The following is a 13248-nucleotide window of genomic DNA, read 5'->3' on the forward strand; positions in this document are numbered from 1 at the left end:
AGGGGGCTGGAGACAACGATAATGAAAACGTATTCACCTGAGCTCAAAGCTGCTGTGATTGCCAGAATGATGCCACCACACAATCAGCCTGTTGTTCAGATTGCACGCTCTGAGGGGATCCCTATCAATACGCTTTACACCTGGCGTTCCAAGGTAGGCATCTCGACCATAACCACCAACGCTGAGGTAAAACACCCACAGCACTGGTCTCGGGAAGCTCGCTTCGCCATACTGGTTGAAACGGCCCCTCTTTCCGCCCATGCTGTTGCTGAATACTGTCGTCGTAAAGGACTCTACCCTGAGCAAATTCAGCAGTGGAAGAATGAGATAATGCAGCCAGACCCGCGTGAAGAAAAAGCACTCGTAAAGAAACAACAAAAAGAAATTCATCAGCTTAAGCGTGAAATTGCCCGCAAGGATAAAGCGTTGGCTGAGGCTGCTGCATTGCTGATGTTGCAAAAAAAGTTCAAGGCGTTGTTCGAGCAGGAAAACGGGGACGAATGACGCGGGCTCCCGACAGGCTACGGTTGATGACAATCGTACAGGAAGCCATTGCTGCCGGAGCGAGACTGAGCGAGGCCTGCCAGTCTATTGGGTTGAGTGAGCGGACATTACAGCGTTGGGGGAAAGGGTCCCATGACCGCAGACCAACGGCGTCACGACCCGCTCCGAAGAACAAACTCAGTGCCGAAGAGGAACAACAGGTTTTGGCTATCTGCCATGAGCCGCGGTTCGCCAGCCTGCCACCAGCGCAAATCGTTCCTTTGTTGGCTGATGAAGAGCGCTATATCGCCAGTGAGTCAACGTTTTATCGGATATTGAGACGTGCTGGCGAAACAACGCACCGTGCAGAGGGTAGCGCAAAGCAAGCCACTATCGACCTGGAGGGCAACTGCACCGAATCAGGTGTGGTCATGGGATATCACCTGGTTGAGGTCGGTGACAGCAGGACACTGGTTCTATCTGCACCTGATAGAAGACGTGTTCAGCCGCAAAATCGTCGGTTACGAGGTTCACCTGGTTGAAAGTGGTGAGCATGCGGCAGAACTGATGAAGCGGACAGTGCTGAGCGAACGCTGTTGGCAGGAGCCGCTGGTACTGCATGCGGATAACGGAGCCCCGATGAAGTCACAGGTGCTGCAGGTAAAGCTTGCGGAACTTAAGATAACCCCGTCACACAGCAGACCGCGGGTGAGCAACGATAACGCGCATGTTGAATCGCTGTTCAGGACGTTGAAATATGTGCCGAGCTGGCCGGAGAAGGGCTTCGTGACGCTGGAGGATGCGCGAGCCTGGGTGGAGACGTTCGTTGGCTGGTATAACGAAGAACATCGGCACAGTGGTATCCGTTACGTCACGCCAGGGCAACGGCACAGAGGTGAAGATCGTGGGCTACTGGCGCAGCGTAAATCGGTCTATGAAGCGGCGAAAATGCAGAATCCACATCGGTGGTCAGGCGCGACGAGAAACTGGAGCCGGCAGGATGAAGTCTGGTTAAATCCGGAGCGTGAAACGTTGGCCGCATGAATTAACTGAGGCGACAACTACCTTGACACGCGCCGGGCGTTATGTCAGCCACATCCCGTCCCGACACTTTAAAATGGTGCGTTACTACGGCTTTCTGGCCAACCGTAAACGCGGCACGCTGTTGCCAAAGGTTTACGACGCGTTGGAGATGACGCCGCGCGAGAAACCACAGAAGCCAGGGTTCGCGGTGCTGATGAAAGCCTTTCTGGGTACCGACCCGTACCAGTGCATCCTGTGCAAGGGCCGACTGCGTTTTGCCGGCGCCGTGGCGGGCGATCACGCCACCAAAATACTCTCTGACAGGCTGCAGAAGATGGCAAAAAAAACGCTGGCTTCAGACCACGGTGTTGGATAAGTGCGCCTGAAAAATGGTTTTTAGATTAAAACACATCAAAACCGGTATTTTTATCAATAACATCTTGCTATGCCACGCTAAACGGGCATGTATCACGCTGCAATTTATGGTCAGGAAGTTTTTAAAACGCCTTTCCAAATTCCTAACCATGAACACATTGAGCTAAAATATCGACGCGATAATGCAGGCGACAGAAGACGTTTCAGCTCAGAGACACAGGCAGATGAGATCATAAAAACAGCATCCTATCTAATGCAACAGAGCTCATTCACGGATAGGTAAATGTCACCCCAATAACGGACTGGACATTGCCTGCAGTAACCTGAGCACCGGTTTGTGCATAGGTAGCTTTGAGATTCAGATTGACCGGCGTATTACCGACTGTTCCCAGGGGTACGGCATTATTGACCGTAATCGCATTATTGTTTTGGTCCAACATCTGTATCCCTATACCGCTGGCAGGAGAAGAGGTTGACGTATTACTGAATATTTTCCCTGCGGTATCGGCTGTCGTACCCGATAAAAAATACGACAAATTCTTGTTACCACTGGGGCAATTGACCGACAGTGGCACTGAGAACGTTTGATTTGAGGTTGCATCATACGCGGGAAGAGTAACGCTTACATCGCGCGCAGAAACATCGCAGCCACCGACTGGCATTACGACCGAATTTTTTGCATATATAAACCATGTTTGTCGCTCCCCCCCGTTATCAACATTATTCCTTTGCTGCATTATTAATGTAGCGATATGCGCCTTTTCTGCAATAAGTACGCCTGATGCTACATTATTATTTGATAACGGCGAAAGGTATAACTTTACATCCATCGGAATTAATCCATTTTTTCTCGGGAAAACACCGCGGGCAGTGGATTGAGTAGTACCCGGCACTGAGTAATTCTCACTATAGTAGTATATATTTCCCTTAAAACCATCAAGCACCCCACCTGAATATGAAGCACCTGCAATGTATAAATAGTCCTCCTCCCTGGCACCAGGGACTGGGTTTTCATTAGCCGTGCCAAATTTACATGATATCATACTAGATAAGTCAATAATTAAGTTTTGATTCTGCTGAACTTCAGGGGTTAGATAAACCTCGACATTCTGGTCGCCAGTGTTTGTTATAGAACCACCTCCCGATACAGCACAATAAAAAGCCATAGCTTGAGAGGAACCACCCAGAAGCGCCAGCAATAAACCAAATTTCATCAGTTCTTTCACTTTCATGATTTTTTTCATCTTATTCTTTCTTGTCCCTGCGTTCACTGGTAGGTGTAAGTCACGTTAATCACTGCCTCAATATTGCCTTCGGTGGGCTGTCCACTCTCCGAACGCACCCGCACCTTGACTGGCAGCTCCGCTGTACCGGTTGTAAAATCCACCGGTATATCCCTCGACGCCCCGTTATTCAAAAGACCATTTGCACTGTCCTGTAATTCCAGCTCAATACCGCCAGCGCTGCCGGTAATGCTGCTGTTGGCGTAATAGTTCGCGTTACTCGCTGCCGGCCCAGTGAACGTAGCCTTGACGGTTGATGTTCCCACGGGACATCCGCTCAGAATCAACGTGATGTCTTGCCATGCAGTAGTGCTCCTAGCGGTATTCAGCGACGTGGTATAGACATCGCCAAAATCCACCGTGGTATCGCCCGGAGGCGTTTGACAAGGCCTGGCAACAACACTGCCGTTAACCGTGATTGTGACATCAGCAGCGTGTACCAGCCACGGCAACATCAGAGACAGGCCAAGCAAGAGCCCGGCACTTTTATATTTCATTTCCAAGCTCCATTTACTCAAACTCAAGGGTAAAACCGGCGGTGGCACTCACTGTGCCAGCACTCACCGTCGCCCCTGTTGCCATCAGTCTTGCATAAAAGTTCAACGTATTGGGCTGCCCCCCCTTTAACGGGATCCACTGGAGATTAGTTGAGTCGGCATTCAGTTTTATGCCAGTCCTGGTGCTGTCCAGCAGTTGTACCCCCATTCCAGCTGCCAATGACGTGTTATCCAGCGCCAGCAGGGGGGTGTCGGGTATACGGCTAGTGTCGGTAAACCCGACTTTCACATTCGTCGCCATTGGACCACAAGGGGCGAGTTCAATACTGAAGGGCACCGCTGGCGTAGTCGCTCCGGCCGAACTGAGTTGCTTGGCTGCATTCACCAACAGGTCCACATTCACTGTGGTGGAAGAAGCTGCAACCGCACAGGCGTTATCGCGTATGTTGCCGGTAATCGTTATCGTGCTTGCGTCAACAGTATGGCTGATACCACTGAACAGCACCCCACACAGGCACAGGGAGTAAAGTCGTCCGTTCATCATCTTGTTCACTCGCACTCCGCACTGATTTCGTTCAGCGCACGCTGCGCACTCTCCGGTGGCAACCGGTAGTCCGCCTTGCATTGCGCTTCGGGGCTATCCCCCCATTTGGCAAATACCTGCCCCGTCAATGGCAGGCCGGTGAGATAAACCTGCCCCCCGTCAGCCACAATACTGCCGGATTGGTTGCCCGACGCGGTTGCGATAGCCCCAAACGGAACCGGTTTGCCATTTTTATTGAGTGTCATAAGCACTTTTAGGCCCACGTTGGCCTGAAAATCAGCACGAACAATAGCCCCCTGCGAAGGAATGACCGTCGTGACGGCGTCTTCCAAATCAACGTTGCTCGCCAGGGTGTTCGTGTCCAGTGCAATACGGTTTTCACGGTAATTCATGGCATACGGGATAACAGCGTAGCCACGCCAGTCTGTTCGCACGCCTTTCTGACCGTCCACTTTCACATTAGCTGCACCAGGTACTTTGACCAATACCACCGTGTCATTAAGCGGTTGGCTGAGGGTAACGCCATTCTCGTGGGCCAAAACACCGCCGCTCACACCATAATAGAACTGGCTATAACTGTCGCTCTGGCTGTAGCCGACATTCGCATTCGCCAGGCGGCCGGTGTAGTTCAGCGCGGCATACCCTGTTGAACCGCTGGCCTGATTGCCCCCCCCTGAATAACCGGTCTGTACGCTGTAATTCAGGTTGTTGTCTTCGGTCAGCGTACCGCTGACACCGGCAAGTTGGGTCATCTTTCCATCAAGGTCATTCGATGTGCTGTAACTGGCCCGCGAGTTTCGCAAGACCGACTTGCTGTTGGAGCCCATCCAGTAACTGAATGGAATGCTCATGTTGAATGACACCAGATGGTCACGCTCATCCTGCCAGGCATTTTTCGTCAGGCTGTAATTCATACTCCAGTTGACGCCCCCCGTGACAGAGCTGAGTCCCGCCTGAAGCTGCTCATCCGCTTTGCGTGTACGCCAGTAGGACTGCCGACTTGCACTCAGATACAATGAGGTTTCTCGGCCAATTTGTTGCGAAACGTTCACTTGAAGCCTGCCACGCTTACTGTAAGCAAGATTGTAATAATCCGTGTATTTCGGTTCGATTTGCAGCGGGCCGTCCTGCGTCTGGATGGTATAACCACTCATTTTCTCCCAGGCAGTGTCAGCCAGCGTAAAGTAACCCTGCGTCGAATAGCGATAGCCGAGCAACTGGAGGTTGGTCCCCGTATCGCTCAGCGACTTGTTGTAAAGGAAACGTACTGACTGCCCCCGATGCTCACTGTCATCCGGCAGCGTGGCATTGGCATCAGTGATATCAAGGGACATGGCCCCAAAATATCCCATATTCTTGCCAACACCCGCGTTGAATGCGTGGAATTTGTCAGACAATTGCGCCCCACCATACAGGGTCCACCCATCGGGAAGACCGCGCATTAGCGACCCTTGAACAAACGTCGGTGATTGCTGCTGCCTACTCCCACTACGGTATTCCGCCACCGTCAACTCAAAGCGAGAATGCCCCTCTCTCAACAATGCTGGAACGGAGGAATAAGGCACATTGAAGCTGCGCGTACTGCCGTCAGCCTCACGGATAGTCACTTGCAAGTCGCCACTGTTACCTGCTGCATACAGGTCGTTAATCTCGAAGGGGCCGGGCGGGACCGTTGTCTGGTAAATCTCATAGCCATTCTGGCGGACCGATACCTTGGCCGTCCCCCTGGCAATACCACGAATAACCGGCGCAAACCCCTTCTGGCTGTCTGGAAGCATATTGTCATCGGTGGCTACACGGATGCCTCTGAACTGGACACCGTCAAAAATATCGCCAGCGGTGGTACTGTCACCCAGCGTCAGGCGTGAGCGCAAGGGAACGATGTCACGTTCGGCATAAGTATTAATGTGCTGCCAGGTGTTTTTTTGTGCAGTCGCCCCCCCGCCACTGCTGTAGCTCCAGGTGCTATTATCTCGTAGGCGCCAGGACCCCATATTCACCCCACCATTGAGGTTCATATAGGCATACTGACTATTGCCTCCGTGACGACTGCGGGCTTGGTTACCGGTAAGACTGTAGTTCAGACGTGCACCAGTTATACCGCTATCCCAATACTCGGGTGAGATATAGCCTCGCGCTGTATTACCCATATAGATTTGTGGCACAGTCAGATACAGTCGTTGTTGGCTGGTATCAAATTGTTGTGTGGCATCAGGCATCACCTCCTTGAATGGGATACAGGCATCAGCAGCCAGCACTGACACGCCGGGGATGGTACGAGTATTGACGCCGAAGCCAAGCAACTGCTTGGCGGTAAGACACGCCATCAAGTCCTGTTGCCCCTCCTGTGCCTGAAATGCAACATCTCGGGTAGCAACGAAGGCATTATTAAGATAAATATCAACCCGGTAAGTGCCGGGTGGCAGTTCCTGACCACCTTCAAACCGCGAGAGGTCAGCCACTGCCGCCGGGTCGTCAGACAGAAAACGGGGGTTGAAATATAACTCGGCGCTGATCGGAAACACCGGTACCATCAACGCAGCAAGTGGCGCCAGCACGTAACGACGTACAGAGATTCTTTCTGAAAACATAACGGTCTGTGAGCCGAAACGGCCTGCTCCCTACTTCAGTAAAAGACCCCCACCTCTGCGACAACACACATCGCTCAAGGGGAACTTGATATTTCATCACTCGGTGGCATCCACTACCGATGTGACAGACACCGTATTACTGCATCACCCCTTTCATCTGGGGCGTCACTGCACCGTAGTCGTTGATGGTTTTATAGGTGATGGCTGTTCCGGCGTCTGTGGGCATTTTTACCGTGGTTTCTCCCATCGGAGGCACGAGTGCATTCTCCAGGATGCGGGTACCGGCGTTCAACTCAGTGACCGTCAGAAAATACGGCGTGGGATTAATGAGTTTCAACTCCGTCCCCTGACGACTGAAGCGCAGCTTTTCTGCCGCAATCTCCGGTTTCAACGTCAGTCCGACAGGACGATAATAGAGTTTGATACGACTGGTAATAGCCAGTTGCAAGGTGTTCTCACTCTTCTCGACCTTGCTGGCAGAGGGAATGGCCTTCACATTAATCCAGAAGAGACTTTCGCGGTCCTGGGGAAGCTTGTTATTGGTTGCATCGATAATACGCAGGGTATTTTCTTTTTTTCCCTGCATGGCAAACAGCGGCGGTGTAATCACAAAACGCCCATCTTTTTTTCCGTCACTATTCTCCACCCATGACTGTATCAGAAAGGTGCTTTTTTCATCGTTGTTAGTGACCGCCAATTGCACTTGCTTTTGGTCAGACGGGTATATCACGCGTGTGGTGCCAAGAGCCACACCGGCATCTGCATGAGTGGCGCAAAGCATGATAGCCGTACCGACAATAGCGGTCAGCAAAAGGCGAGCCAGTGATACTGGCATATGTTGGGGATTCATTTTGGTAAACATGGATTACTACAACTCCGGTATAGTGATTTTGTCTTTTCGGTGAACGTGTGATGTATTGCAAAAACCACGCGTTATTCATATGTCAGGGAAAACCAGGCCTCAGCATTGGCTGCACCACCCGTTACGGTATGCCCGGTAGCGCGGTATTTAGCGACAAAATGCACAGATAAAGGGCCGTCATTGGGTAATGTGGTCCAAGAACGCACGGGGCCATTGACCGGGATTAACTGGTTCTTTTCATCAAAAATGGCCACTCCAACGCCCGATGCCACACCATTCCCCTCGCCGACTGACAGGAGCTCCGGGTTTTTGCCATCGGCTATACCATGAAAAGCCACGCTAACCCGTTGGCTTACCGCGGTGCTGCAGTCCAACAGATTAATTTCAAAGGGGGTAGGTCCCGCGTCCTCTCCTACAGCGTGAAACCGGTTGCTGCTAACCTGTCCCATAATCACGGTCATGTTATGACTCCCCGCTTCAACACGGCAGGCCTCAGCAATAATCTCTCCCTGAAATCGCATGTTTCCACCTGCGACTGTCACGTTCCATTGATTACCAGCGAAGACAACAGGAGGCAGCAGCATCAAAAAAAACGCCGATTGCATTTTCAACATAGCTTTTCTCCTGGGCGGGCTACGCAAAACAGGTCATCCTGACCTTGAGTGCTTCCTTGCAGTGAGAATTATTGGTACTGAACCTTAAAGTTTGCTTCTGCGTTAGCCGAGCCCGCAGTAGCTACGCCGGTTGCATAGTATGCAGCCATGAAAGAAAGCCTGTTTTCACCATCACTCAGTGTTTTCGGCGTGGAGAACTGAGTGCCATCGACTTTCAATGGCGTTGTGTCATTGTCAGAGAAAAGCTGAATACCTACATTTGTCGCCTGCCCTGCGGCACCGCCACTCAACCCCAAAACGTTATCAAAAGGTGTTGGTATCGCTCCCCCAGTTGAACCACTCGCAACTCCTTGGAAAGCCACAGATGCTTTAGTTGATACGGTAGTGTCGCAGTCTTTCAGGACGATAGTAAAAGACTGGTGACCACTTTTTGCTCCTGCCTGATTAAGCATGGCCGTGCGGACTTGCCCAAGACGAACTGTCATATCGGATGAGCCGGCATCAACTGCGCAGGCGGCGTTAACGACTTCACCTGTAAATTTGATGGTTCCACCATTAACTGTTGTTGCAGCGGAAGAGATCATCGGAAATGCAAGTGACGAGACTGCGATGATAGAAGAAATTAACTTAATTTTCATACTGTTTAGCCATGTTTAGAGTTTATTGAAAAAGTGTGCATATCGAATGCAGTATGAGGAGAAATAATAATTTAGCTCTCACTCATACACTGTATTGAGCGTTAAAATGCCCAGTAAAGAATGATTGTTTACATTGTGAAAATCACAATGATTTCACAGGTGGATTATCTTCATTTTCTCATCATGGTGTTGTTCACTTATCTCATTATTGAAACGTAACTTACAGATTCCAGTCACCCATTTAACTGTAAGATTTTTATGATATATATTTACTTTTTTATTCTCACCACTTAATCAGTGAGGGTGAGAGTGAGAGTGAAAAAGGCAACAAAGCCATCACCTGCGACGCCGGAAAACAATGACATATTATTCAGAATACCCTCCGTTTGGTGGTGGCAAGAAAACTCAGTTTACCATCACCCTCTATCATTGGGGGAGTTCGTGTTTTCCTTGAAACAATTGTCATTAATTATTCCATTCATGACGTAGGTTAATCGTCAGGTTATCTTTTAATTGGTTCCACATGACTTGCTGCAGCCTCATGTATCCGCTTAAGCGCCACTGAGCGATCCGGACGAGTGAGGCCGGCGCGTGCATCAATGGAATAACCTGATGTATCGATATCAAATTGTTCAACCCCAATTTTTTTGAGGTACATGACCAATGTGTCCAGCTTTTTGAACACCCTGACCGGGCGAGCCTGTGACGCCAGGGTCTGCTCACTCAGACCGTACTTAACCTTTAATATCCAGCCGCCATCAGTCCCAACCACGTTTAAGGCACTGACGCTGCCGCTTTCAACCAGAAGGCGCAGCGCTGCATTTTTGAGAATTTTTTGTGTCATAACACCACGCTGTCTGTTTTTCTGCTTGGGTATCAGGGGCATGGCCATCGTCATGGCAGTAACACGCACATCACACGGATTCGTGTGGAAACCTAAAAATGGACGAACATGCACAGAGACCAACAGGTTACCGAATTTGAGCCTCTAAATAACACGTTTGAAATACAACACCATGGAAGTTCGCCCCTGTATATTTAACGCCCAATGAGTCTGTGATGCTTGCGAACGGCTTTGGACTGACATTGGCACTTATCTTGAAACGCATCATACATTGATCGGTTTAACAGATCAATCAGTCTTGATTGATTGATTTAATCTATAGGTTAAACAAATTGAAAATACACTATCGATCGTTTAATGCTATTGTATTTTTAAGAAACAACAGGTTCAGAAAAAAAATAACCAATTGAAAAATGGTGTTTTTTATTGAGCATGGCAACCTCGCGGCTGCAAATTGGATCAGCGGGAGCATTTGAACAGTGATAGCGTCAAAACCATAAATTCCGACGCGAAATCGACACATGCTTTGTCTTATACGCGTTATTGCGTCGTATTGCTTATATGTCATTAACGCAACAAAATTACTGCAGTTCCCTCAGGTTATCCGCGCCATCGGATAAAAAAATATCTGCTGGTTGGCCTGCATTCCCTGGGCGGAGAGGTGTGCCATTAGTCTGCGTTCCGGATGGCAGTCGTCATTCTGGACAAAACCAAAGCGGCGCGTGTCTGTCGGAGACCCGACTGAAAAGGATTTGCCGGCAATAATTTCAAAATTTCGCTTTTTGTCGTCCCGATCCCGAACATAACCCCCATCAATACCTACCACAAGCGGTTTACCTGGTCTGGGCAGGTTCCCCCAGTCGCGGGGGCAACCGGAAAGAAAGCCAGAATTCGCTTCTGCCTCTGCATCAAGGCGCTGCGCCACCTGACATAAGTTATTCCTCACCGTTGAGGCATTTAGGCTGTCTCCCACTGGCAGAATATCTTTCAGCAGACGGGTCGTCATTTCATACGAGATCATTGAGGCCCTGCGGGTTTCTATATATTTCAGGGCAGGATGAGTGTGATCGCCCGCCCAGTCACTGAGAAGGCTGACGGTCTTTGTTGTACTTTTTTCGCAGCGGCATCTGTACACCCGGAGCCCCGATACGGGAATAATGCCAAACAGTGTCCGGTACTGTATTTTCTGCCGGCCTTTGATTCTGCGCGCTGCAAGGCAGTGAGGACACTGGATATGCTGGTGAGTGTATTCGTCCGCCTGCTGCTGAACCATTGACTGCTGGACGGTATTCAGCAAGCTCTTCGACTCTGAAAGCGATAATCCGATATCATTTCGGGCATCTCCTGACTTCTGTAATGTCATCAGTTCTTCCGTTCGGCTCACGCCTGACTCATCGGTTATAACTATCTGGAGCGTCAATTTCATCGTTGCCTCCTGCGGTGGTGGGATTATCTCCTGGTTACTGGTTTTTCATCTGGTTGCGAAGTTTATAATATATTGAAATGCCGAGGCTTACGTGGTCGCAGGCGATCCTGAGTCTGACACCTCTGGTCCTGAGCGCGCCAATTTCCTGAATTAGAGAAGGACACCTTTATAGATATCCGTCAGCGGCGGCGATCCAACCAGATCACTTCAGGTTCCAGTGCTGGCGCCGCCAGGTCGAGTTTGCTCAATTGCCTGTTGATTTTATTGCGATTGAACCGAACAGCATCCAGGTCGTCAACAAAGATCCGGATTTCTCCGACCGTTGTTGCATCATCCGCATTAACGATGGCCTCCAGAAAAGCCAGCGTCTTATCCGCTTCATCCGCAGCCGTTGCTCCGGGCATGCCATGGCCGCTCATACAAAATGGTGTTTTCAGCGTTGAGTCTTCATGAATGGCCTCAACCCGAACGTCATGAAGCCAGTGCTCAAAGAAGTTGTATTCGTAGGTAAAGCGATCGCCGATATCAAAACTAAAATCATCAATCACGGTCTGGAACGGGTTATCCGGAAAGCCAATGCCACCGTCGTAAGAGATACCGTAATCTTTGCCGTAAATATGAAACTGATGGAGGTAATCATCACCCCAGCCCTGCACGATCTGGAAAATGGAGTGAAGTGCGGCCAGCGACGTATCAACAGCGATTCTTAGCCGACGCCAGACCATGGGACTTACGCCACGAACAGTAATTTTGATGACGTAGATCTTCATAGCCAGATAGCAGGTATTGTTATGAAATAATGTTGGATATTCTAGCCCCAGCAGGCGATACATTCGGTGACTGCCCCACACTTTTTCATGCTCTCCCCAATGGAACGAAAACGAACGCTAAGAGCGTAACTTTATGTATTTTATACGCTTAGCGTACAAAAATTCCCGATCTCCAAACTGCTCCCTCTTAGCGTAGTTAATTTTCCGTTTTCCAAGCGGCCCCCCTAGACATCGAACCTTCCGAAAACCACGGATGTCGGAAAGGCCGATCCCGCGGAGGGGACAACGGGGCGAGCCTGCCCCATCAGAGTAGATCTGCCGCATGATGGTCATGGCTACGACCTAAACCCATCCTGTCAAATTGGTCAAGCACAGTATCAATCTGAACTTCCGGATCAGAAAAAGGCAGGAGTATCTGAGGAAATAAAGACACTGCTTTTATCTCTGATCCGGTCAACGTCAATTCTGGCGCCTCTGTGCCATCAGCATAATACGGTTTCCAACATATACTGATACTTTCAGACCATAGGTCAGTGGTTATATCAACATACATTACGTTTTGTCGTAATTTTCCATAACGGAACTTAACATGCCCTTTTATCCCCCCCCCTCCCCACGTCATGACCCATTAAATTAAGACCGCACATAATTAACTCATCTCGCCTTTTAGTTAAGCTCACATCTTTGTCCTCTTCCTTTTGAGTACGTATTGCTGCCAAGCCATGAATAAGGATGCAAAGAAGCAAAAAATCGATGACATCACTCGCATTTCAGTATTTAATTGGAAATCACTAATAATGCACATTGATACTATTGCTGCTAATAATAACCAGACTGTACTAATAGGAAACTCTATTTTTTTTGGTCAGTAATTTTATGCAAATATAAACAATCGCCAAGCCTAAGCCCCGGAGTGTTGGTACTAGCATAAATGGATGCATTAACCAGTTTAGGCCAGTCACAACTGACACTCCGAGAAACATCCATTCCATTTTTAAATCATTTTTCATGATAGCCGCTTCCTTGTATCACTCCAATATTCAAAGCCATAAACTAAAGAAGATATGATTATGCTTCCTACGGTGAAAATATATAATATGTACTCAGTCAACTCTACTGAATATCCTATAATATATTGCGTTATTACCGAGGTGGGGAAATAAATTAGCGCTGGCAATACAATCAGGCTAACTCCTATTTTATTTCCGGTTGAGATGTAATATACCATAAAGCTTGTTGTTGACGCTGCAAACAAAATTAAACTTACCATTTTTAAATTCAAAGAAGCAATAAATAAA

11 protein-coding genes and 2 pseudogenes are annotated in these 13248 nt (G+C 49.2%); 2 read left to right on the forward strand and 11 right to left on the reverse strand.

The genetic code is table 11. The features are described 5' to 3' along the window. Positions 1 to 21: 21 nt before the first annotated feature. A pseudogene (locus tag KGP21_RS29485) lies at positions 22 to 1527 on the forward strand (IS3 family transposase). Positions 1528 to 1549: 22 nt separating this feature from the next. After that, positions 1550 to 1882 carry a transposase gene (locus tag KGP21_RS29490; protein ID WP_371824872.1) on the forward strand — a complete coding sequence of 111 codons (333 nt, stop codon included), beginning with the start codon at positions 1550 to 1552 and terminating at the stop codon, positions 1880 to 1882. A 268-nt stretch (positions 1883 to 2150) separates the two neighbouring features. Here the strand turns inward: KGP21_RS29490 and KGP21_RS29495 are convergent, their stop codons facing one another. The 11 genes and pseudogenes from KGP21_RS29495 to KGP21_RS29545 all read right to left on the reverse strand — a co-directional run bounded on the left by KGP21_RS29495 (position 2151) and on the right by KGP21_RS29545 (position 12960). Continuing rightward, a complete protein-coding gene (locus tag KGP21_RS29495) occupies positions 2151 to 3125 on the reverse strand; it encodes a fimbrial protein (protein ID WP_223498393.1) in 975 nt (324 codons plus the stop codon). A gap of 23 nt (positions 3126 to 3148) precedes the next feature. Further along, complete coding sequence (locus KGP21_RS29500; RefSeq protein ID WP_223498392.1) at positions 3149 to 3661, reverse strand: fimbrial protein; 513 nt, start codon at positions 3659 to 3661, stop codon at positions 3149 to 3151. A 13-nt stretch (positions 3662 to 3674) separates the two neighbouring features. Beyond that, positions 3675 to 4205, reverse strand: coding sequence for a fimbrial protein (locus KGP21_RS29505; protein WP_223501722.1), 531 nt, complete (start codon positions 4203 to 4205; stop codon positions 3675 to 3677). 5 nt (positions 4206 to 4210) lie between these two features. Then, positions 4211 to 6796, reverse strand: a complete 2586-nt coding sequence (locus KGP21_RS29510; RefSeq protein ID WP_029712213.1) for a fimbrial biogenesis usher protein — start codon at positions 6794 to 6796, stop codon at positions 4211 to 4213. A 136-nt stretch (positions 6797 to 6932) separates the two neighbouring features. Then, entirely contained in the window at positions 6933 to 7577 is a 645-nt protein-coding gene (locus KGP21_RS29515; RefSeq protein ID WP_223538576.1) for a fimbria/pilus periplasmic chaperone, read from the reverse strand. Positions 7578 to 7729: 152 nt separating this feature from the next. After that, a complete protein-coding gene (locus tag KGP21_RS29520; protein WP_371822215.1) occupies positions 7730 to 8269 on the reverse strand; it encodes a fimbrial protein in 540 nt (179 codons plus the stop codon). Positions 8270 to 8340: 71 nt separating this feature from the next. Beyond that, positions 8341 to 8910, reverse strand: coding sequence for a fimbrial protein (locus tag KGP21_RS29525; protein WP_223498391.1), 570 nt, complete (start codon positions 8908 to 8910; stop codon positions 8341 to 8343). Between the two features lie 502 nt (positions 8911 to 9412). Then, complete coding sequence (locus tag KGP21_RS29530) at positions 9413 to 9808, reverse strand: hypothetical protein (protein ID WP_223498390.1); 396 nt, start codon at positions 9806 to 9808, stop codon at positions 9413 to 9415. A 530-nt stretch (positions 9809 to 10338) separates the two neighbouring features. Next, a pseudogene (locus KGP21_RS29535) lies at positions 10339 to 11180 on the reverse strand (ISKra4 family transposase); the annotation flags it as partial. A gap of 179 nt (positions 11181 to 11359) precedes the next feature. Further along, positions 11360 to 11905, reverse strand: coding sequence for a plasmid pRiA4b ORF-3 family protein (locus KGP21_RS29540; RefSeq protein ID WP_245398329.1), 546 nt, complete (start codon positions 11903 to 11905; stop codon positions 11360 to 11362). Positions 11906 to 12789: 884 nt separating this feature from the next. Beyond that, positions 12790 to 12960: a hypothetical protein gene (locus tag KGP21_RS29545; protein WP_223498411.1), complete on the reverse strand. Its 171-nt coding sequence runs from the start codon at positions 12958 to 12960 to the stop codon at positions 12790 to 12792. Positions 12961 to 13248: the final 288 nt, after the last annotated feature.

The sequence above is a fragment of the Serratia sp. JSRIV004 genome, assembly GCF_019968705.1.
Lineage (GTDB): Bacteria > Pseudomonadota > Gammaproteobacteria > Enterobacterales > Enterobacteriaceae > Chania > Chania fonticola_B.

Coding starts and splice junctions, on each gene's coding strand:
- KGP21_RS29540 (WP_245398329.1), bottom strand. CDS start 11,905: ATGGTCTGGCGTCGGCTAAGAATCGCTGTTGATACGTCGCTGGCCGCA.
- KGP21_RS29530 (WP_223498390.1), bottom strand. CDS start 9,808: ATGACGATGGCCATGCCCCTGATACCCAAGCAGAAAAACAGACAGCGT.
- KGP21_RS29525 (WP_223498391.1), bottom strand. CDS start 8,910: ATGAAAATTAAGTTAATTTCTTCTATCATCGCAGTCTCGTCACTTGCA.
- KGP21_RS29495 (WP_223498393.1), bottom strand. CDS start 3,125: ATGAAAAAAATCATGAAAGTGAAAGAACTGATGAAATTTGGTTTATTG.
- KGP21_RS29510 (WP_029712213.1), bottom strand. CDS start 6,796: ATGTTTTCAGAAAGAATCTCTGTACGTCGTTACGTGCTGGCGCCACTT.
- KGP21_RS29515 (WP_223538576.1), bottom strand. CDS start 7,577: ATGCTTTGCGCCACTCATGCAGATGCCGGTGTGGCTCTTGGCACCACA.
- KGP21_RS29545 (WP_223498411.1), bottom strand. CDS start 12,960: ATGAAAAATGATTTAAAAATGGAATGGATGTTTCTCGGAGTGTCAGTT.
- KGP21_RS29500 (WP_223498392.1), bottom strand. CDS start 3,661: ATGAAATATAAAAGTGCCGGGCTCTTGCTTGGCCTGTCTCTGATGTTG.
- KGP21_RS29505 (WP_223501722.1), bottom strand. CDS start 4,205: ATGATGAACGGACGACTTTACTCCCTGTGCCTGTGTGGGGTGCTGTTC.